Origin of the sequence: Ehrlichia muris AS145, assembly GCF_000508225.1 — a bacterium.
Lineage (GTDB): Bacteria > Pseudomonadota > Alphaproteobacteria > Rickettsiales > Anaplasmataceae > Ehrlichia > Ehrlichia muris.
The window spans coordinates 102,306-123,643 of the sequence record NC_023063.1 but is presented as its reverse complement, the minus strand read 5'-3'; the positions used below and the strand labels follow the sequence as shown (position 1 = coordinate 123,643).

The following is a 21,338-nucleotide window of genomic DNA, read 5'->3' as shown; positions in this document are numbered from 1 at the left end:
TCCTAAATTAATATTACTAGCATAAAAACTATACTTTCTACAACCTCTACAATCCTTGACTCAAAATAATAAACAAGGTATAAATCAATTATATATGTACTCGTTATTGTTTCTATATGATTTTCACAGTTATACAATTAGTATTAGTATTCTTATTAGTAGTTTTAATATTATTACAACCACCAGAATCTGATAATTTAAGTGGATTTGGAAGTACACAAAGTAGTTTAGGATCAATGTTTGCAACTGGATCATCTTCTAACTTCATTACTAAGCTTACAGTGATCATTGCTACTGCTTTTATTATTAATACAATCCTATTGGTTGGTATAAATGCTAAAAGCGTGCATAAGGAATCTATTGTCAGAAAAATCGTTGATATGGGTAAGGTACATAACCTACCCGCTACAGAACATAACAATGAAGATAGCATACCATTTAATCAGTAAGGTATATGAATCAAACTTCAACTAGGTTTATCTTTGTTACTGGAGGTGTCGTATCTTCTTTAGGCAAGGGGTTAGCTGCAGCCAGCATAGGAGCATTATTACAAGCCAGAGGATTTAAGATCTGTCTGCGAAAATTAGATCCCTATCTTAATATAGATCCTGGGACAATGAGTCCAATTCAACATGGTGAGGTTTTTGTAACTGATGATGGAGCAGAAACAGATCTCGACTTAGGGCACTACGAACGTTTTACTGGAGTCAAGACAACAAAAAATGATAATATAACCACTGGTAAAGTATATCACAATTTATTAAAAAAAGAAAGAAGGGGGGATTATCTAGGACAAACAGTACAAATTATCCCACATGTTACTGATCTTATTAATTCTTTTATTTTACATAATGTTGATGGATTAGATTTTGTCATATGTGAAATAGGCGGTACTGTAGGAGATATTGAAAGTCAGCCATTTCTTGAATCTATAAGACAGATTGGCTACAAACTTAGTAAAAATAACACTATATTTGTTCATTTAACTTTGGTCCCATATATTGATGCAGCAATGGAACTGAAAACAAAGCCTACTCAACACTCTGTAAAAGAATTAAGTTCTGTAGGTATACAACCAGATATAATACTCTACCGTAGTAAAATCCCTTTATCAAAAGAACAAAGAGATAAGATAGCAAATCTATGTAACGTTTCACCAACAAATATTATTCCTGCATTAGATGTCAAAAACATATATGAACTACCTATTTCTTATCACAACTATAATTTAGACACACAAATACTAAACCATTTTAACATTAATTCACCTGAACCAGACTTAAGAACATGGGAAAATATATTAAATATTTCACATACATTAACAAAGACAATAAACGTAGCAATAATAGGAAAGTACATTAAACTACTTGATGCTTATAAATCATTAATTGAAGCTCTAGAACACGCATCAATTCACAATAAGGTAAAACTATCTATTAAATGGATAGATTCACGCTCATTAGACAGCGATGAAATACATGCATTCGATAATGTTGATTCCATATTAATACCTGGAGGATTTGGTGATGATGGAGTTAAAGGAAAGATTACAGCAATAACTCATACACGTGTTAATAAGATTCCATTTTTAGGCATCTGTATGGGAATGCAGCTTGCTATAATTGAATTCGCAAATAATGTAGCTAATTTAGAAGATGCTAATTCTACAGAATTTAATCTATATTGTAAAAACCCTGTAATACATCAACTGCCAGAATTACAGCAAAATTTCTTGGGTGGAAGCATGAAATTAGGTTCATGTCCGTGTTATTTAGATTCAAACTCCAAAATTTTTTCAATATATCAAGAATCAGTAATACATGAAAGAAGAAGGCATAGGTACACATTCAATTTACAATATAAGAATTTATTAGAGCAGCATGGATTAATTTTTACAGGTAAATCAAATAATAACAATGACAGCTTAATAGAAGTTATAGAATTGAAAGATCACCCATGGTTTATAGGAGTGCAATTTCATCCAGAATTTAAATCAAGTCCTTTTCATTCTCACCCATTATTTATATCGTTTATCAAAGCTTCATTGAATCATCAAGAAAAAATAAACTCACAGAATCATAATTAACTGGAATACAGTTTAGGAATCAAAAGCAAACCTCTTTTCCTTCTCATTCAAAACTATATTGAGCCCATTAGGGAAGTTACAAACTTAAAGATTACTATATTTCTACTTAGATATAATTTTTGAATTCAGAAGCAAGCTCTTTTCACCTGTTATTGTATTGATCAAAACTGTACTAAATCATCAAGAAAAAACTCAAAAACATTTATATCATACTAGGACACAACTTTCTCTAAAATTGCACCAAGTCTTTTTCTTTAGTATTTACATATTATCTATCAAAGCTACATTGAATTACTAAAAATAGAATAAATTCAAAAACTGCTATAATTTAAGTTTACTACTACTTCACCCACTGGGCACATCAAAGTCACATTGATTAATTAAGAAAAAAGCACTTCAAAGAATTATAAAAAGCTTTCAATAAAGGTTACAATAGCATGTAACATAAGTTCCATAATACGAGGATTTAATACTATTTCAAAATACAACAATACCTAAGAAATACACATTAACATATTAAAAACTACATATACAATACAGCATCATTTAAAAAAGTCACATCAAATATTTATACCGCATTACATATAAACCACAAGCTCTAGTTTTATAGTCACCCAAACTTATAAAAAAACACTAAAAGAGGACTACACAGACCCAACACAGCATAAAACACAAACGAGATAACTTATAGAATTCAAGACTAAAATCACCAAATAACTCAAGAAAAGTAACTTCATACGAAAAAAGCTACAACCATATAGTAAAACTTAACCAACGACTCACTTATACAATACAAAAGCTACTTTTCTATAACTTTAGGAAGTCAATAATTATCTTTTATGCCTCTGAATATTCTTGTAGTAAACTATCCTGCATTTCAGGACGCATACAACAATCATTAGCAGTATAATCAAAATAATCATTAGGATCATAACAACAATCATAATAATGATAATGATACTGCGGACAATTATAAGATAAAGAATTCATTGCACTAAAAAACCCAGCTAATAGTAACCCTAACTCATACGGATCAATATTGAATTCAGCTAATTTGTCATTATCAACACCAGACAACTGAACCTCTTCAGAAGCATCATGTGATTCAATTTGAAGAGACACTGGCAGTTCTTTCTCAGGTACCTGTAACATATTTTTATCCATATTTTTATCCATATTCTAATCCAACATGTAGCATGTGATTAATTAAACACTAATCATAATCTATAATCACAATACTGCTGTATTTATACACATAAATAATGTACAAATACAAGGTAAAACAACATAATTTCTATAATATTTTGCCCATTTACTAAGACAATAAACATTTTTACTACATACAATTTACTAACACATAATCAAAAATATGCACTATACTAATTCTATAAAAATATTTAAAAAAAGTAATAATAATCACAATATACAGTTATGAACTACAGCTACTAAGCTTTGAAATTTTTATATATTTTAAAGTATTTTCTAAATAACTACTAACATCACAAGCAAAGAATACTACCCATTCACAACATTCTAAATACCTTACATATTATTATGTCCCAAACATAATATATACTTTTCTTGAAACCATACAAAATCATCAAAGTATTGAAATTTTGATACACTTCATGTCCTATAAAATTAAACAACTATCAACACTATACTAATCACAGGATTTTAACTCACTTACAACATTCTAAAATATCCACAATATCATCCCCAAAATACAATGTATTTATTTTTCTATAACTATAATCATGTTGTAGTGCCAATATATTCAAATCACCAATAGATGATATCGCATCATTACCAAAAATTTTATTTGATCTACACCATATAATCTTATCAATTAGTTGATTTTTAAGCAATTCTGTAATCAAAATACCACCTCCTTCAACAAACAATCGAGTAATACCTATCTTCATAGAGAGCATCTTCATTGCTCTTTTTAAGAAATTATCTCCGTTCTCAACTATTAGATAACTAGCCTTACCCAATTTTGTTTTAGAAGGGTCACTTGTCAAAATATACGTAGGAATAACATTAGAAGTTTTTATTATATTATGATAATCACAAACTTTCCCAGAACGATCAATTACTATTCTTATTGGAGAATAATACTCTAAACCAGGAATTCTAGTGTTCAGCATTGGATTGTCACGAACAACAGTATTACTACCAACCATAATTGCATCGTACATAGACCGTTGCTTATGTACCCAATTACGAGTCAGCTCATTTGTAATCCATTTACTATTCCCATTCTTTAATGCTATTTTCCCATCTAAAGTAGATGCTAATTTTACTGTAATAAAAGGTCTATTCTTGATTTTACTATGGAAAAATCCAATATTCAACTCTCGTGCTTCCTCATACATGACGTCACACTTTACATTTATATCTGCATCACGTAATAATTTTATACCATTTCCAGACACACGTACATCAGGATCCCTAGCAGCTATTACCACTCGCTTTACACCAGCATCTATCAATTTCAATGCACAAGGTCCTGTCTGTCCATAGTGAGAACATGGCTCAAGAGTTACATACACAGTAGAACCTTTTGCTAGATGTCCAGCATTATCTAATGCTATAACTTCTGCATGCGGCCTGCCACCAACCTGCGTATATCCACGTCCTACTATTATTCCACGATTCACCACTATACATCCAACTGTTGGATTTGGAAATACATTGCCAAGACCGCGCCTTGCAATCCTCAATGCCAGAGACATAAATTTCTTATCGTAATGTATCATAAAATATTAACAACACAGAAAAACCATACTGATAAAACTCATAACTCTTGATATTTTCTTATAATGTTACTATATATTCCTTAGAGTGTATAAACAAGTTTAGAATTATGAGTGATAACGGCAATAGCAATATAAAAAGTCCACAACATAACAAGTCTGACGAAAAACTCGATGAGCAAATTCAATCTAATCAACCTCAAGCAGCTCCACAGAGAAAATTCACAGCAGGGTTAAAGAAGAAAGAGAAATTGCATGAAGATTTATCAGAATTAGATAAATTAAGAGAACAATTAGCACATTTTCAAAACCAATTTCGTTTAGCGGTTGCTGACAAAGAAAATGTTAAACGTATCATGCAAAAGAATATAGATGATACATCGGTATATGCAATTTCTAACTTTGCTCGTGATTTATTAAGCTCCTGTGATAACTTAGAAACATCTCTAAAAAACTTAAAGGAAGATGATAGCATCCATACAGGAGTACTGATGACTTACAAAGAACTATTAAATACTCTAGAACGTCATAATATTACTAGAATAGATCCTATTGGAGAAAAATTTAATCCCCAGTTTCATAAAGCCGTATCCCAAATGACTGATAATGAAAAAGATGATAATACTATTCTACATGTAGTACAACCTGGATACATAATAAAAGATAAGCTATTACGTGCAGCTTCAGTAATAATATCTAAGAAGAGTGACTAGCCATAATCCAGTTTCGGTGTATGTCTATTCTTACTATGCTAACGCGTATCAATGCTTTTTTATGTATAAAGAACATATGCATAATTATATGGTTACTATATAATGTAACATTTAGTCACTAAAGGATGATAGTTATGTCTATGCCTATTGTTTTATCTGGTATACAACCAAGTGGTAGTATACATCTTGGAAATTATTTAGGTTCTATACGTAATTGGGTGTCTTTACAAAATTCGCATCAGTGCTTTTTCTTTCTTGCAGATTTACATACTTTAACATCTAAAAGTTATAATCCAACTGAATTAAATCAAAATACTATAAATACGTTAGCAACATACTTAGCATGTGGTATTGACCCAGACAAATCAGTTTTATTTACTCAATCGTCCATCCATGCACATGTAGAACTGTTTTGGATATTTAGTTGTATAACTCCAACGGGACAATTAAACAGAATGACTCAATTTAAAGAAAAAAGTCGCAACAATTCATCAACATCCTGTTTAGGTTTATACAGCTATCCAGTACTAATGGCTGCTGATATATTAATATATAAAGCAAATGTTGTACCAGTAGGTATTGACCAGAAGCAACATCTAGAGCTAACTAAAGACATTGCAATAAGTTTTAACTCTACATACAATACACAATACTTTCAAATCCCAGAACCATTGATTATACAAGAGTCAGCAAAAATCATGAGTTTAAGAGATGGGAAGAAAAAAATGAGTAAATCTGACCCATCAGATTATACACGCATTAATTTATATGATAGCAATGACATGATTTCAAAAAAAATCAGCAAAGCAACTACTGATTCTGTAGTAGGGTTCAATTTTACTAATTTAGATAGTAGACCTGAAGTAAAGAACCTTGTCAGTATATACGCTACACTTTTAAACATTAATATAGAACAAGCATGTATTGATATCGAAAATTTTACTACAAAGCAATTCAAAGAACACTTAACAGAATTACTCATTCATAACATTGCTCCAATACGAAATAGAGTCATAGAATTGCTTAACGATAAAGAACAACTTTATAACATAATCATATCAGGCAACAACAAAGCAACATCTATTGCTAACAAGCACATATCAGAAATTAAAGAAATCGTAGGGTACTGGCCATAATCTTATTACAATAACAAAATCTCCTACGTATGTGATTATACTTTCATTATATGTGCACTACTTGCAACGTGATAATTAATGGTAAGTAATAAATACATGCTAGAAATGAAGAATTTATATAGCACCTTATACTTTAGTAACAAAAGCTGTTAGTACGTACTGGGGCTATATTATTCACTACAGGTGTAATACTTTGCAATTTGATGATAGACATTCTTAGCAGTTAACCTTATCAACATGCTAAAGTAGTAATGACTTATAAAATTTTTATTGCGTATAACATTAACCATCACTAGATGAAAAAACAAAAATCCATTTTTATAAATTGGCACACTTGTGAGATTGTACCACTCTTTGATAGTCCTAAAAACTTTATGGTATAGCTAATCTTATAGCATAGCACCAATAACTCAACTTCCCCCCACCCCCTTCACATTTTTAAGCAATTACATTATAAAAAGGTACGGCCAACTAGTAAAAATTTATAAAAGTGAATTACATATTACAAGTTAAAAACCAGTCCCCGCACTTCTATAGTAACAATGACAAGAATAAATAAAAAGTTTATTTATTGATTTAATAAAAGATTAACTCACCAATTGGTATTACAACATAAATACAAAACATAGTATATATTTTGTACCTATAAGATTACAATAATTTTGACTAAGACAACTAGGTTTAGCTTCTATAAAAATAGAAGCTAAACCTTTAATTGGTTACAGAACAAAAATAGAGATATTTGTTACAGTGTTATAGCATTTAAAAAATTAAATTAGTAATTTTTTTAGAAATAAAAGTATTTACCACCAAAGTTAGCAGCTATTTGTTCTTCACGTGCAAAAGACTCATTGTCACGAATTTTCTCAGCCAGTTCAACAAAGCGTGATTTAGGTTCACTTTCAGAACTTACTTGTGCAGTTGTATTGTCAGAATTGTCAGAATCTTCTGTATCATCAGATACATTATTATCACTAAGTACAGATACTGCACCTTCAGTTACATTAACATCTTCAGATGTATTATCTATAACAGCAGGTTGAAGTATTATACTTTCACCTGAAGATGCGATTTGATCTATTAAAGATTCAATCTCACCTCTTGCATGTGTAGCATGACTGTGTAACTCGTCAGTAGTACAATCAGCACCACAATCACTTGCAGTATGCATGCTAACCAAGAAGTTTGGATGGCTATCCTTATCTAATTCTTCAAAAGGTGCCATAGGATCAACTAAGAAAGAAGCTTTTAAATTATGATTTTTTACATCAAATATAAAGTTCTCAGCTTGTACACCATGAAAATCTGATATAACATGACCATTGTTTTTGAATAAAATATGATAACCATGACCAGGCTCTTCTCCAACATCAAGCTGCATGTCATTACTTGTAACAACAAACCTGTCCCCACTATGAATATTCAAGTTATTAGAGAAATCAATATTATTAATCTCTGTTGTTAAATGAAGCATACAATAACCATTAGTAAAATAGCATACTCTAATTATACAATTTGGTGTGTTAATTTTGTTTTAAACTAACTTTCTCTGCAGCAAAAAAGAAACATTTCATTATTACAAATAATCGATATGTGATATTATTATTTCTATTTTCATGCTAATAATATTAATTTATTAATATTAAGCACCATTCATAATTTAAATAATCAAATTAAAGAGATATTGCACGATTTTAAATATTATGCTACAAGTAAATTGGATGGATGGCCGAGTGGTTTAAGGCACCAGTCTTGAAAACTGACGTACGTTAATAGCGTACCGTGGGTTCGAATCCCACTCCATCCGCGTTTTCCGCTTGTAACCCCATATATTTTTTATGATATTATACAGCTGTTATTCTTCTCATTAACATTGTTATAGCAGGAGGGGAAAAAGCAGCAAATGTCTCTAGATTATTGAATTCTTAAATGCTACCTGCATATTCAATAATGTTATTATAATTTATAGATAAAGCAACATATCATGTATTTACAATATTATTAAAAAAATCAAATACTACATCACTATTTATTTATAGATTTTACTATTATCCTCCAATAGAAAATTACCCCGAACTTTCATATAAGATAACTTAAAATACATAATATATACTTAGTTTATAACCCTACACACACTACTTATGGACACAAGCATAAAGACTAAATAATATTAATTTTTAAAAATAGAATAAAAATTACTTTTCAATACCTACATCAAACAAATGGTCGGAATGATGGGATTCGAACCCACGACCTCCAGTCCCCCAGACTGACACGCTAAACCAGGCTGCGCTACATTCCGTTTAGCTTCTCTAATAAATTATCTCTCAAGTTCAATATCTCATCTAGTACCCTACCCAAACTTTCTTTATAAATACTGTGATCCATATTGTTATTGTTTTTACTAACCTTAGCAGTTTTCTTATTTAGTTCTTGTTGGACACCCTTAATTTTATACCCTTTATCATATAATAAATATTTAATATATTTTAAAGTATCAATATCAACTTGTGAATACAACCTTCTCCCACGACGCTTAATTGGATTAATTTGAGGAAATTTTTCTTCCCAAAACCTTAGCACATACTGCTCAACATTCAAGTCTTTTGCAACTTCGCCTATTGTTTTAAGCTTACCACTGTATTCACTTTGTAACAGCTTATCCTCATTCATTAACTTCACCTTTTTTCTGTATCATCATCACTATTAATCGAATGTTTAACAAGCATTGACGGATAAAATGATACAGTATTACGTTCTTTAATAACAAATTCCTCTGAAGTTTTTGGATTACGACCCATACGTGCTTTCTTTTTATAAGACTTAAAAGTACCAAAAGAAGATATTTTTAATATACGATCTTTCGCTAATGCACTTACCATTTCATCTAAAATTTCCCCAACAATAGATGAAGCATCCTCACGAGACAACCCTACATCTCTATTAATAACTTCTGCTATCTTCGACTTAGTAAGAGTTTGAGTCATATCACAAATAACTTAAAATTTAATGCTGTTTATTCTATATTATTAGATAAAAAGTTCAAGGTTATATTCTATAAATATACTAAATATAGAAATAAAAACTATCATATAATTAATTTTTCCACACCGCCACTCTAATCTCATGCTGACTTAACTTAATAAATTCATAAAAATGATATTAATCTACTTTAAAGTATATTTTAAAATAACCTTTATAGATCAAAATTATCTTTCAGCAAGCAACTATATAATATATAGTAAAATTTCAAGTACTTGTTAGAAGCAATACATAAAGATATAAATAGGTAATGTTTATGAATGATAAACACTTTGTATTTTTCACTTGTATCATCTGTTTATTCATTGCACTTACTATCAATAAGATATCCTCCTACTATCGAATACAGAATAACATGTCAGATACGCTATTACAAATCAAGGAAATCAACTCAGATACAGCATTGTCTGAGATGTTGACAATAAAAGATTCAAAAGTAAATGTTATAGTAATCTACACATCTTGGTGTAGTAGCTGCATAAAAAAGATGCCCGTAATTAACAAGGTCATTGCCGATAATGAGAATATTAATCCAATCATTATTTCATTAGATAAAGATAAAGCTAAGCTACGATCCTTCTTATCTAAGCAAGGTAATCTACATTTCACTCCATATAATGTACCCCAAAACTATATGGAAAAATTACTGTCACATCTAACTACCAAAGGCATAACATTTAATCATCATATTCCTTACATAGCAGTTTTATATAATGGAATGGATCCAATAATTAATATAGATAACATACCCAAGTTAAAATCAACTATTCAAGATGTTATAGAGAAATATCATGTCAACCAATAAAAACACTACAAACGTCGCAGTCATTATGGGAAGTCAATCAGATTTTCCAACAATGAACAATTCAATATCAATTCTAAAAGAGCTGAACATAACTCATGAAGTAATGATTATATCTGCTCATAGAACACCAGAAAGACTTTATACATTTGCAAAATCTGCAGAAAACAATGGGTTCAAAGTCATTATAGCAGGAGCAGGAGGAGCAGCCCATTTACCAGGATTAGTAGCATCTTTAACACACATACCAGTCATAGGAGTACCTATAAAAAGCAGTAACTTAAACGGAATAGATAGCTTGTTATCAATAGTACAAATGCCCAAAGGAATACCTGTAGCAACAATGTCTATAGGATCATCAGGAGGATATAATGCAGCTATAATGGCAGCATCAATCTTATCTCTAGAAAATGATGAAATTAGAGAGAACTTAAAAATATGGAGAAAGAATTTATCTGACTCAGTAAAATTAACCCCGGACATATTATAAGTTTCATTAAAGAACAGAATTCTGCCTTTATAAGCTAATAAATTGCTTTATGTATATTATATGAAAAGTGCATAATTACTAAAATACAGAGGAACATCAAAAAGCTTTTATAAGCAGTTCATACTTTAACATAATCACTTCAATATTGAGATATTTATAACTATGGATGAGCGCTACCAATAGCACCTTATTCTGCCTTTATAAGCTAATAAATTGCTTTATGTATATTATAGAAAAGTGCATAATTACTAAAATACAGAGGAACATCAAAAAGCTTTTATAAGCAGTTCATACTTTAACATAATCACTTCAATATTGAGATATTTATAACTATGGATGAGCGCTACCAATAGCACCTTTACTATCTGTATCCACAGAAGACAGCCCTGCAACACCCACATCTACTATTGCTGAATCATCACTAATATTAAACAACCCAGCAGCTACAACAGTCCCAGGTATTGCAGTTTCTTCTACATTAGCAGGCACACGCATTTCCTCTTCAGTGGAACAACTTGCAATAAATTTAGTAGTAGAATCACACGCATCTGTCAACATAGTAGAGCGTTGTTGAACCAAAAAGCGCAGTAGACGTATCTGCAGTAATTGCGCGTGCAAGTGAATATCCTGGAGTTTTTTAGCATCATTACCAGTATGATATTTTATTTGCTTATTAAAGATAGTGAACAATTCATCCAGCTGCTGTACTAAACTCAAAGCAGCCCCTGTATCCACCTGTAATATATCCACATTTAACAACACACTTAACAAACTAGTACGTAATTTCCTCATACAGCTATATAATTTATTAAACTTTAAGAAGAGGGATTGTTCTGGCACGTCACTTTCTATGCAGTTTATAATAACTTGTATACTACATTTCAGACCGTCTAAACTAGATAACGGGCTTGATAAATCAATACGCAACTCTTTAAGTAATTCTATTTTATTCTGTAAAGTTATATTCGACGCTTGCAATGAATTGCTGATACACTTAACTAACCTATTCTCCATCTCTCTAACACTACTATGACAAACAGATATCTGAAGCATCTTTTGTTTAATATCTGCAACCATATTTTGCAGTACTATAAGCCTATTATCCGTAGTAACTGTAGTTTGAGAAAGTAATACATCAAGTCTTGTCAATTCAGCATTAAGGTTATCAAGGCCAGCACTACATTGATGCGCAAGAACACTATACTTATGTTCTAAGCATTCATAACTACTTATCATAAGATTAATCTTCTGCTTATTAGTATTTAACTCATCCTGTAAAAATTGACAGACTTCCATAGCAGAATTCATAAGGAGATCAGTGTCACCTACAAGTTGATTAGTTAGGTTCTGACCTTTACACATCTTATAAATCAAGAAGCACAATAATATCAAAGACGGTACAGCAACAATTAATGCTATTGAAAAAGCCATAGGTACATTTGCAGTAAATAATTTGTACTTACCATTAAATATTAGCCGAAAAAACTCATTATGGTGATACAGCACCACAATAGAAACCAGACTAACTAATACAGTCAAATATGTACAAATAGCTAACAACGTTCTATACTTCGAATGTGATTTATGACGCCGAAGGATCTCAGAATAATTAGAAAAAGCTTGATTTATTTTATTGAATTTTTGATCAGTTAGCATATTATTTCATACAAAATTAAACATGTTACAGGCTACGACTAGAAAAAGAACTAAAACATTATATCCATGCTTTATAGTATATCATAAAAGTGATGCATTTTACAAGCATTGTGTAGCAGGATCAGATGTAACTACACTACCAGCAATATCATAATTTGTACAAGGTGTGGTAAAAACACTACATAATCTACTACCCAGTTGCACAATACACAATCTTAACATTACATCTTGTAATTGGACCAACTGTGCAACAAGTGCCGTATCCTTTTCCGAAATATTTTTTTCAAGCAAAGTTCCATTATTCTCTTGATTAGCTACATTATTACTATGAGAAGTAACATCCTTCACAAATTTTTGTATTCGGTTGATAATTCCCATATCCTTTTGTTGCACATATAGTATAAAAGACTCTATACACCATACAATATTATATAATACCTTAAATGCAGGATACTCAATTTCTTGTTTACTCAACTTCTGCAATATAGACTCAGCATTAATCAAAGCAGCCTTTAACTCTTCCCTTTTATCACTACACTTATAGAAAAAAGACCCTATGCTATTTTCTTGAGAACAAGGCTCATATAATTTCACACTTTCAATAACACTTGCTATTATAGGTAATATTTTTTCACAAGAGCTCTTTAACAGAATATTAATTTCATCTTCCTTTTCACTTATTAACTTACCTACTTCCAATAAACCCTTTAATGTCTCATTATCTTTAGTAAAAAAACTAGCATTGGATACAGCTAGTTCAGTGATTCCAGATATATCCATATTTTCCAATTCGCTATATATCTGAGGTATTCTGTCTCTACAATGTTTTATCAAGTCTTGTAGTTCTCTCTCAATCTTAACTTGAAGACTATTTAGATTATCAACACTATTACTAGTAAATAAATCTTTTTGTTCTATGGATTCCAACTTATTTTTTTTCTCCAAGTAATTTGTAGAATTGAATAAATCCCCAAACGATTTATATCTTTGAAGTAAAGATGTAAGAACCTCAACATTTTCAGGTATTGTTTTAAACTTTACTTCATCCTCTTTACTTGCCACATACTTATCATAGAATAAACATATCAATGCAATAGAAAGTATAGCTGTTAAAACTACCATGATTAAAACAACATATAGAGGCTTTTTTTGTAGATATGCAACATCAAATAATATTACCAAAGAGAACATCTGCATCACAAGTAGAACATTTATACAAGAATTTAGTAAAAATAATCGCATTGTTAATGACTTTTTACCACTATCCGAGACTACACACTTTCTTGTATTAAATAGCTTATTAAGAATCACGGTAAGTATCCTCATCTACTATACAGTTTATAACTCAATATCATAAATATATTAATATACTTAAATGTGCAATGATACAATAATTAAAATATTAATTTAATGTATATTAATCATTAATCTCTGTAAAGTAATTATATCTACGTATGTTAATAAAATAAATTTAATTACACAACATTCATGTTGTGTAATTATAATAATATTATCTAAAATAAATGATCTTGAAAGAGAGTTTATAAACATCATATAAAAAAGCATTGAGCATATGCATAAGTTCATACTGTTAATTGTTGCAGCTGGTTACGGAAATAGGGTTAGGTTAGGTACTACTCCTAAACAATATTATCCAATAGGTAATGACAACATACTTTGCAGTACAATCAATCACATGATCTCACATCCCAAGATTAGTCACGTAAAAGTAGTCATTAGGAAGAATCATCAATCCCTATATAATAGCTGCTTACAAAAAATACAACATAACAAATTATTACCACCTGTCTATGGAGGAAAAAGAAGACAAGACTCTGTGCGTATTGGATTAGAGAGTCTTCAAAGCATTAATCCACGCTTTGTTATAATACATGACGCATGCCGTCCTTTTGCAGATTTAAAAATGCTAGATAAAATGGAATCAATACTAATGCAGTATTCAGGAGTTGTCCCAGTGCTCTCAATAATCGATACTGTTCACATGATACATGAAGATAACACTGTTATCAAAAACATAGATAGGAATACCATAAAATCAGTTCAAACACCACAAGCATATAAATATAATGATATATTACTATATCATAGAATTGCACACAATACTGAACCTAACAGAGAATTCCCAGATGAATCATCTCTCATGATAAATTATAATATTCCAATAATGACGATTGAAGGAAATTATAACAACTTTAAAATTACAACCATAGAAGATTTACACAGAGCAATCTCATATAGAGAATATATAAATAATGACAAGAACAATACTCTAAAATAACAACGTATTTCATCTTTGCCAAAATACAGTATAATGAATACCAGTTCATTTTTAACTGAAATAGAACCCTATATGGATCAATACATAAATAAACCAACGTTTAAGGTTGGAATAGGTTACGATGTACACAAATTTGACAATACCTCCCATGACAACATCAATACATTCATTACAATATGCGGCATAAAAATCAATTTTCATAAGAAGATCATATCTCATTCAGATGGAGATGTAGGACTACATGCCTTAACAGATGCGATACTAGGAGCAATAGGATGCGGAAGTATAGGTCAGCACTTTCCAAACACAGATAATAAATGGAAAAATATCAAATCTGACTACTTTTTAATAGAAGCACAAAAAAAAGCACAAGAAAAAGGATATTCTATTTCAAATGCTGACATAACTATCATATGTGAACAGCCAAAAATTATGCCTTATGCATTAGAAATGCAAGAACATATTGCATTGCTTACAAAGACAGATGCATCATGCATTAACATTAAAGCAACAACTACAGAAAAACTAGGCTTTCTTGGCAGAGAAGAAGGAGTAGCTGCTCAGGCCGTAGTTCTATGTTGTTTACAAAGTCAGCAATAGCATTATTTTTTATCAGTATAAATAAAACTGATAACTTTATATTCGATATGTAACATACTAACCAGAACTTATAGGCTTCATATCCTCTCATATATAAATAAAAATCTATAAAAGTTGATAATTAAAAGCATAAACATGCTGTAACCTATAATGCAAACAATCCTATAATTCTTTCCCTTTTCCAAATTACAACAAATGCAGTATAAAAATATTAACAAACATTTTCTTGTCATAATTTATGAGTACCACAAGTAAGTAATTAATGATACAATCTTAATTTACGATTATTGATTATTATTATGGGATTAAACTGTGGTATTGTTGGACTACCTAATGTAGGTAAGTCAACTTTATTTAATGCACTAACACAAACTATGATAGCAGAGGTTGCAAATTATCCATTCTGCACAATAGAGCCAAATATCGGCAAAGCAATAGTACAAGATCACAGATTAAAGACATTAGCAAAAATGGCATCCTCTAAGAAAATCATATATAATCAAGTAGAATGCGTTGATATTGCTGGATTAGTTAGTGGAGCAAGTCAGGGTGAAGGACTAGGAAATAAATTCTTAAGTCATATAAGGGAGGTAGATGCTATTATTCATGTACTACGGTGTTTTAGTGATCAAAACATTAGTCATGTTAATCAAACTGTAGATCCAATAAGTGACGCAGAGATTGTAGAAATGGAGTTAATTCTAGCTGATATTGAAAGTTTAAAACGTCGTTTACCTGCAATGGAAAAGGCTGTAAAAGGTAATAAAGAACCAAGAAAAAAATTAGACAATATATTAGAAGTACTCAGTATCTTAGAAGCTGGAAATTTGGCAAAAAGTGCAACACATCTAGGCGATGATTTAAAACAATTACAACTTATTACAACAAAACCTATGATGTACGTATGCAATGTGGAAGAATCCAACGTTACCAGTGGTAATGCTTTATCAGAAAAAGTAAGGCTTATGGCAGAAAAAAAACACAATAAATTTTGTTGTATATCAGCAAAATTAGAGGCAGATGTATCAAGCTTAGAAACAGAGGAGGAAAAACAAATTTTTCTAGCTGAATTTAACTTACAAGAATCCGGTACAACATCTGTAGTCAAAACAATGTATGATCTCTTAGACATGATCACATTTTTTACCTTGGGACCACAGGAAGCACGCGCTTGGCCAATAAAAAGATTTTCTACTGCTAGTACTGCTGCAGGCGTAATACATACTGATTTTGAAAAAGGATTTATAAAAGCAGAACTCATTAGTTTTAATGACTACATAAAATATAATGGAGAGGCAAAATGTAAAGAGGCTGGTAAGGTCAGGTTTGAAGGAAGAGACTATGTAGTACAAGATGGGGATATAATACACTTTAGACACAATAAATAAACATTACTCTATCTCCTTAATATTATTGCTAGTAATGTACACGGTTTTTACTATATTCTCATTATTTGATTAGGTGTTTTATATAATCTTATATTACTTATTCACAACACTATCACATTCATATACACCCTATACACAATTTCTACTCTATTGCTGAATTATTAATATGCACACAATCCTACATTACAAACAACAAAATACCCTACAATTTTCATCACATAAATTAGTCATATCTACATTCTGCTAGATCTATTGCTGGCACTTGGATACAATGAAAGCATTTCTATATACTATATACATATCCAGTAAGAATTACTACTTATGATAAAATCATAACTGATTAAACAGAGTTATATATTTAAAGAAAGAACAACTATAATTTCATATATATCTTCATATTAAAAATTTCCATTACCAACATTTAATAATAAAAATCAACTACATTAGGTTATTTCAAATACTGAAAAATACAAAAACTTGCCTTTCACAATATAACATACTAATAATACAACCTTCAATATTATATAAACTCACATAGCTGTAATTTTTTAACAGATTAATAAATTTCCAAATTAGATTTCTGTCCCACCAACAACAATACTATCTATTTTAAGAGTTGGCTGTCCTACACCAACAGGTATATCTTGTCCATCTTTAGAACAAGTGCCAATCCCAGAATCAAGTTTCAAGTCATTTCCAATCATCGACACTTTTGTTAACACATCAGGACCATTACCTATAATTGTAGCACCTTTGACAGGATATGTAACTTTACCATCTTCTATCAAATAACCCTCAGAAGCTGAAAAGACAAATTTTCCAGATGTGATGTCTACCTGTCCTCCAGAAAAGTGAACTGCATATATACCTTTTTTAACACTTGCAATTATTTCTTCTGGACAATAATTACCAGGCAACATATATGTATTTGTCATTCGTGGCATCACAACATCTTGATAACTTTGCCTACGCCCATTTCCAGTAGAAGTAGTACCCATAAGGTTAGCATTCATTTTATCTTGCATATAACTCACTAATATTCCATCCTGGATTAATACATTGTATCTTGATGGAACACCTTCATCATCTATATTAATAGAACCTCTGCGTCCTGGTATTGTACCATCATCAACAACAGTTACGCCCTTTGCTGCTACTTTTTTACCTATAGAACGTGAGAAAGCAGAAACTTGTTTCCTATTAAAATCCCCTTCTAATCCATGACCCACAGCTTCATGTAACAACACTCCTGGCCATCCGGGGCCCAAAACCACTGTCATTTCACCAGCAGGAGTAGGAACTGATTCTAAATTAACTAACGCTTGACGTAATGCTTCATCGGCAACTATTTGCCATTTGCCATCACCAATAAATTCCTCATAGGAAGCTCTACCACCATGACCTGAAGAACCACTTTCCTTCCTTCCATTCTTTTCCAAGATAACAGATACATTAAATCTTACAAGTGGCCTAACATCATAAACTTTGTTACCATTAGGCAAAATAATATGAACTACTTGCCATTGTCCACTAAGAGAGCTTTTCACTTGCTTTACATATGGACTTTTACTATGCAAGTAATCATCAACTTGTCGTAGAAGTTTTACTTTAAGATCAAAAGCCATATCCTGTAAAGGGTTGGTCTCAGGATATAGTAGAGGTTTTGTTTTGTTTAAATGTATAACCCCACCGTTATTACTATTATTAATAGATTTTACTAAAGCTGCAGCATTTACTATTTCCTGCTCAGTAATCTCAGAAGAACAAACAAAAGTGGTCAATTCTTTACAAAACGATCTTAAACCAAATCCCTGATGTGAATTAAAATCTGCATATTTTAGAATTCCATTTTCAAAGCCAAGAGCTTCTGACACACACATTTCCAGAAATAATTCCCCACCATCTGCTACACATAAACAATCACTAACAATGTGACTTACAGTACTCTCATTAACTTGATTATGAGCAAGAAGCATCTGTTCTATTTTAGATATATCTACAACCATAAGATTTAATTTGATAAAATCAACATATTATAGTACAATTCTTAATAAATCAACTAATATATGCCCGAATGGCGGAACGGTAGACGCGCTAGCTTCAGGTGCTAGTAATTTTATATTGTGGAAGTTCAACTCTTCTTTCGGGCACTTATTTTTTCTATAATCTATTATTAGGTCATATGTTTACACCAACAGAAACACAACAAAAATCTAGTTTTATCAATCAAGAAGTTGGCCGTGTCATCACAGATTTAGGAAGCTCAATTCTTCCAGGATTTTCACACAACATATTACACGAAGTATCAGAACAATTTCTAAAGGTATCCTACATATTAGAACATACAGAAGAAGACAAACCCATCGTAACAGAACCCATCTGTAAAGTTTTATGCAATTTTTTACAATTTTATATTGTAGCAAACTTTATTTTTCCATATCACTCAAATCCACCTGCAGAGGAAATACCACTAATACAAAAATCATTAAGTTTTAAAATACACACCAATAACACCAGCAAAAGTATAACAATAAACCCAGGTAGCATTTTATCACAAATTTCCTTTGATACAATAACAATTGCAACACCATTAAAATCTGTTATCAGCAATCTTATATCTGATCAATTAAGGCACCATTCCATAATAGACTTGAGAAAACCATTTACCTTATCTTTCAGTGCTATATTCGATATGCAATTTGACCTAGCAAAATTAAACTATCATCTAACTACTAACTTGCCTGTCATAAAGGATACATCACAACTTTATTCTATTCTAAACTTATACTACACATCTACAATAACTAATATATTACCTGGAAATCAACCAACAGACCTCAAATTAGCTGTAATTCATATTAAGAATCCACAAAGTAGAACATCGCAGGCTTCAATATCAACAAGCCTAGTAACATCCAACATAAACCCTACAACATTCATTAAATATTTATGCAATACTCAATACACTCATCCTGATTTTGGTATAATATGTGAAGTAGATCATAAAAAATTAAATGCACTACCTAACCTGCAAGAATGTCCCTTAAAATATCATAAGCAATCCCCAACAAACAGCACCACAGCAATTTATGAATTAGTTCCTAATAAGCCCACACAAGAAAAGTTTTGTAAACACGTACTCAGCTATATCAACCTTTTCAATAATTTATATGGAGAACAAGGCTTAAAGCTATCAATAGAACTTGTATTAAAAGAAGAGACAACCGTTGAACTTAAGATTAATCCAACGACAGAACTTTCACTCAAAAAGGTCCACTCTTTAGAGCTTTATCCTAATATTGATCTCCAGGAGATATTATTTGATATATGTAGTTTACCTAAGCAGAATTTTTTATCGCGAATGTTTTCCAAAAAACATATTGACCTCCAAATTGAGCAAGTACTTAGTAAATACAACATATACTTACACATAACTCCTAGCCAGAATATATCAAAAAGCACTCTACCAAGTAGACAAACTTCTCAGATTATTGCTACACAAGATGATTCAACAACTGAATCACAAGCTGAATCTATGGAGCATACAAGATCAACAACATGTCTTGATGATATTGATAAACAATCATCATCAATAGACCAAGCAATCAGATTCAAAGAAACAGCAATACATATATTCCCAGATTCCACAACTGAAACACCTAGTCAGACACAACCTTCTACTTCACAGGCTGTAACACCAATAACAAGAAGAGACTCTTCCTCAACTATAGCATCATCAAGTCTACAAAAGAAACGTGAACCTTTCACTACCCAAACAAGTCATTATACAAGAACAGGAGAACAAGGCACACCTACATTGAGAAAAGCTACAAAACCTCTACAAACAAACAAACTAATACATAAAAATCACTATAAGAAAAATATGATTTTTGCTTTTATAGGCATTAGTATATTCACAATATCTAGCATTCTAGCATACTATGCACTTAGTAATAAGTTTCTTACAAATTATACAGACACAAAAATTAATCAGGTAGTGATATTAGGTATTTTGTGTCTTAGTATAATAGCACTTATAGGAACTACATTATACTATTATATCAAAGCCCCCAATAACCTTACAGAAAGCACTACTAATATTCAACAAAACACCACCGCAATAAACAAGTAACCTTATAATATTAATATATATACATATACGATGTTTTTAAATTATGTAATTTTTAATTTTTTTACTATTACAACTTTATTAAGTACATCCTAAATGTATATAGCTAACATACGTTAACCTTCATATGCATTACATATTAAATGAACGTCAAAGTTATTTTCCTACTTTAATATAATTTTTTTATGCATTCAGCCCTGATTGTAGTACAAATAACATAGCAAACTTCATATTTTAT

Annotated in this window: 18 protein-coding genes and 3 tRNA genes; 12 read left to right on the top strand and 9 right to left on the bottom strand. The window is 30.8% G+C overall.

The genetic code is table 11. The features are described 5' to 3' along the window. Positions 1–116 precede the first annotated feature (116 nt). Together secG and MR76_RS00505 are read left to right on the top strand one after the other, a co-directional pair. Positions 117–449 carry a preprotein translocase subunit SecG gene (secG, locus tag MR76_RS00510; protein ID WP_024071747.1) on the top strand — a complete coding sequence of 111 codons (333 nt, stop codon included), beginning with the start codon at positions 117–119 and terminating at the stop codon, positions 447–449. 5 nt (positions 450–454) lie between these two features. Further along, the gene (locus MR76_RS00505; RefSeq protein ID WP_024071746.1) at positions 455–2,086 is read left to right on the top strand and encodes a CTP synthase; all 1,632 of its coding nucleotides are present in this window, start codon (positions 455–457) and stop codon (positions 2,084–2,086) included. An 837-nt stretch (positions 2,087–2,923) separates the two neighbouring features. On the opposite strand, the gene MR76_RS05000 is transcribed toward MR76_RS00505, so the two are convergent. Beyond that, positions 2,924–3,250, bottom strand: coding sequence for a hypothetical protein (locus tag MR76_RS05000; RefSeq protein ID WP_158407220.1), 327 nt, complete (start codon positions 3,248–3,250; stop codon positions 2,924–2,926). Positions 3,251–3,768: 518 nt separating this feature from the next. Next, the gene (ribD, locus tag MR76_RS00495) at positions 3,769–4,848 is read right to left on the bottom strand and encodes a bifunctional diaminohydroxyphosphoribosylaminopyrimidine deaminase/5-amino-6-(5-phosphoribosylamino)uracil reductase RibD (protein WP_024071744.1); all 1,080 of its coding nucleotides are present in this window, start codon (positions 4,846–4,848) and stop codon (positions 3,769–3,771) included. 107 nt (positions 4,849–4,955) lie between these two features. Between ribD and MR76_RS00490 the strand changes: the two genes are divergently transcribed. Next, complete coding sequence (locus MR76_RS00490) at positions 4,956–5,558, top strand: nucleotide exchange factor GrpE (protein WP_024071743.1); 603 nt, start codon at positions 4,956–4,958, stop codon at positions 5,556–5,558. A 134-nt stretch (positions 5,559–5,692) separates the two neighbouring features. After that, on the top strand, positions 5,693–6,694 hold the full coding sequence (gene trpS, locus MR76_RS00485) for a tryptophan--tRNA ligase (RefSeq protein WP_024071742.1): 1,002 nt from the start codon (positions 5,693–5,695) through the stop codon (positions 6,692–6,694). 787 nt (positions 6,695–7,481) lie between these two features. Here trpS and MR76_RS04630 read toward each other — a convergent pair. Beyond that, positions 7,482–8,168, bottom strand: a complete 687-nt coding sequence (locus MR76_RS04630) for a TRP47 family tandem repeat effector (protein WP_024071741.1) — start codon at positions 8,166–8,168, stop codon at positions 7,482–7,484. Between the two features lie 245 nt (positions 8,169–8,413). Between MR76_RS04630 and MR76_RS00475 the strand changes: the two genes are divergently transcribed. Next, a tRNA-Ser gene (locus tag MR76_RS00475) sits at positions 8,414–8,501 on the top strand. Positions 8,502–8,917: 416 nt separating this feature from the next. Here the strand turns inward: MR76_RS00475 and MR76_RS00470 are convergent. The 3 genes from MR76_RS00470 to MR76_RS00465 form a co-directional block, all read right to left on the bottom strand. Continuing rightward, positions 8,918–8,996, bottom strand: a tRNA-Pro gene (locus tag MR76_RS00470). Next, entirely contained in the window at positions 8,987–9,367 is a 381-nt protein-coding gene (locus tag MR76_RS04675; protein ID WP_024071740.1) for a MerR family transcriptional regulator, read from the bottom strand. Before MR76_RS04675 ends, MR76_RS00470 begins: the two co-directional genes overlap by 10 nt. A 5-nt stretch (positions 9,368–9,372) precedes the next feature. Next, positions 9,373–9,681 carry an integration host factor subunit alpha gene (locus MR76_RS00465; RefSeq protein ID WP_024071739.1) on the bottom strand — a complete coding sequence of 103 codons (309 nt, stop codon included), beginning with the start codon at positions 9,679–9,681 and terminating at the stop codon, positions 9,373–9,375. 410 nt (positions 9,682–10,091) lie between these two features. On the opposite strand from MR76_RS00465, the gene MR76_RS00460 reads away from it, so the two are divergent. Both MR76_RS00460 and purE read left to right on the top strand, forming a co-directional pair. Next, on the top strand, positions 10,092–10,541 hold the full coding sequence (locus MR76_RS00460; RefSeq protein WP_235111286.1) for a TlpA family protein disulfide reductase: 450 nt from the start codon (positions 10,092–10,094) through the stop codon (positions 10,539–10,541). Beyond that, positions 10,528–11,028: a 5-(carboxyamino)imidazole ribonucleotide mutase gene (gene purE, locus MR76_RS00455; protein ID WP_024071737.1), complete on the top strand. Its 501-nt coding sequence runs from the start codon at positions 10,528–10,530 to the stop codon at positions 11,026–11,028. The genes MR76_RS00460 and purE overlap by 14 nt, the downstream gene beginning before the upstream one ends. 330 nt (positions 11,029–11,358) lie before the next feature. Here the strand turns inward: purE and MR76_RS00450 are convergent, their stop codons facing one another. Together MR76_RS00450 and MR76_RS00445 are read right to left on the bottom strand one after the other, a co-directional pair. Next, a complete protein-coding gene (locus MR76_RS00450; protein ID WP_144445921.1) occupies positions 11,359–12,684 on the bottom strand; it encodes a hypothetical protein in 1,326 nt (441 codons plus the stop codon). A gap of 99 nt (positions 12,685–12,783) precedes the next feature. Beyond that, positions 12,784–13,881 (bottom strand): hypothetical protein, encoded by a 1,098-nt coding sequence (locus tag MR76_RS00445; RefSeq protein ID WP_158407219.1) that lies wholly within the window; start codon positions 13,879–13,881, stop codon positions 12,784–12,786. Between the two features lie 376 nt (positions 13,882–14,257). On the opposite strand from MR76_RS00445, the gene MR76_RS00440 reads away from it, so the two are divergent. From MR76_RS00440 to ychF, 3 genes are all read left to right on the top strand, one after another. Further along, positions 14,258–14,983: an IspD/TarI family cytidylyltransferase gene (locus tag MR76_RS00440; RefSeq protein ID WP_024071734.1), complete on the top strand. Its 726-nt coding sequence runs from the start codon at positions 14,258–14,260 to the stop codon at positions 14,981–14,983. A gap of 72 nt (positions 14,984–15,055) precedes the next feature. Beyond that, the gene (ispF, locus tag MR76_RS00435) at positions 15,056–15,583 is read left to right on the top strand and encodes a 2-C-methyl-D-erythritol 2,4-cyclodiphosphate synthase (RefSeq protein ID WP_024071733.1); all 528 of its coding nucleotides are present in this window, start codon (positions 15,056–15,058) and stop codon (positions 15,581–15,583) included. A 299-nt stretch (positions 15,584–15,882) separates the two neighbouring features. Next, the gene (gene ychF, locus MR76_RS00430) at positions 15,883–16,971 is read left to right on the top strand and encodes a redox-regulated ATPase YchF (RefSeq protein ID WP_024071732.1); all 1,089 of its coding nucleotides are present in this window, start codon (positions 15,883–15,885) and stop codon (positions 16,969–16,971) included. A 572-nt stretch (positions 16,972–17,543) separates the two neighbouring features. Here the strand turns inward: ychF and tldD are convergent. Continuing rightward, positions 17,544–18,947: a metalloprotease TldD gene (gene tldD / locus MR76_RS00425; protein ID WP_235111328.1), complete on the bottom strand. Its 1,404-nt coding sequence runs from the start codon at positions 18,945–18,947 to the stop codon at positions 17,544–17,546. Positions 18,948–19,039: 92 nt separating this feature from the next. On the opposite strand from tldD, the gene MR76_RS00420 reads away from it, so the two are divergent. Together MR76_RS00420 and MR76_RS04670 are read left to right on the top strand one after the other, a co-directional pair. Next, positions 19,040–19,121, top strand: a tRNA-Leu gene (locus MR76_RS00420). Positions 19,122–19,153: 32 nt separating this feature from the next. Continuing rightward, a complete protein-coding gene (locus tag MR76_RS04670; protein WP_024071730.1) occupies positions 19,154–21,103 on the top strand; it encodes a hypothetical protein in 1,950 nt (649 codons plus the stop codon). Positions 21,104–21,338: the final 235 nt, after the last annotated feature.

What these genes read in the sequence shown, in the direction of transcription:
- MR76_RS00440 (WP_024071734.1), top strand. Translation starts at nt 14,258, where the DNA reads ATGCATAAGTTCATACTGTTAATTGTTGCAGCTGGTTACGGAAATAGG.
- MR76_RS00450 (WP_144445921.1), bottom strand. Translation starts at nt 12,684, where the DNA reads ATGCTAACTGATCAAAAATTCAATAAAATAAATCAAGCTTTTTCTAAT.
- MR76_RS04675 (WP_024071740.1), bottom strand. Translation starts at nt 9,367, where the DNA reads ATGAATGAGGATAAGCTGTTACAAAGTGAATACAGTGGTAAGCTTAAA.
- ychF (WP_024071732.1), top strand. Translation starts at nt 15,883, where the DNA reads ATGGGATTAAACTGTGGTATTGTTGGACTACCTAATGTAGGTAAGTCA.
- purE (WP_024071737.1), top strand. Translation starts at nt 10,528, where the DNA reads ATGTCAACCAATAAAAACACTACAAACGTCGCAGTCATTATGGGAAGT.
- secG (WP_024071747.1), top strand. Translation starts at nt 117, where the DNA reads ATGATTTTCACAGTTATACAATTAGTATTAGTATTCTTATTAGTAGTT.
- ispF (WP_024071733.1), top strand. Translation starts at nt 15,056, where the DNA reads ATGGATCAATACATAAATAAACCAACGTTTAAGGTTGGAATAGGTTAC.
- tldD (WP_235111328.1), bottom strand. Translation starts at nt 18,947, where the DNA reads ATGCTTCTTGCTCATAATCAAGTTAATGAGAGTACTGTAAGTCACATT.
- MR76_RS00490 (WP_024071743.1), top strand. Translation starts at nt 4,956, where the DNA reads ATGAGTGATAACGGCAATAGCAATATAAAAAGTCCACAACATAACAAG.
- ribD (WP_024071744.1), bottom strand. Translation starts at nt 4,848, where the DNA reads ATGATACATTACGATAAGAAATTTATGTCTCTGGCATTGAGGATTGCA.
- MR76_RS00465 (WP_024071739.1), bottom strand. Translation starts at nt 9,681, where the DNA reads ATGACTCAAACTCTTACTAAGTCGAAGATAGCAGAAGTTATTAATAGA.
- MR76_RS05000 (WP_158407220.1), bottom strand. Translation starts at nt 3,250, where the DNA reads ATGGATAAAAATATGTTACAGGTACCTGAGAAAGAACTGCCAGTGTCT.
- MR76_RS00505 (WP_024071746.1), top strand. Translation starts at nt 455, where the DNA reads ATGAATCAAACTTCAACTAGGTTTATCTTTGTTACTGGAGGTGTCGTA.
- MR76_RS00460 (WP_235111286.1), top strand. Translation starts at nt 10,092, where the DNA reads ATGTCAGATACGCTATTACAAATCAAGGAAATCAACTCAGATACAGCA.
- trpS (WP_024071742.1), top strand. Translation starts at nt 5,693, where the DNA reads ATGTCTATGCCTATTGTTTTATCTGGTATACAACCAAGTGGTAGTATA.
- MR76_RS04630 (WP_024071741.1), bottom strand. Translation starts at nt 8,168, where the DNA reads ATGCTTCATTTAACAACAGAGATTAATAATATTGATTTCTCTAATAAC.
- MR76_RS00445 (WP_158407219.1), bottom strand. Translation starts at nt 13,881, where the DNA reads ATGCAGATGTTCTCTTTGGTAATATTATTTGATGTTGCATATCTACAA.
- MR76_RS04670 (WP_024071730.1), top strand. Translation starts at nt 19,154, where the DNA reads ATGTTTACACCAACAGAAACACAACAAAAATCTAGTTTTATCAATCAA.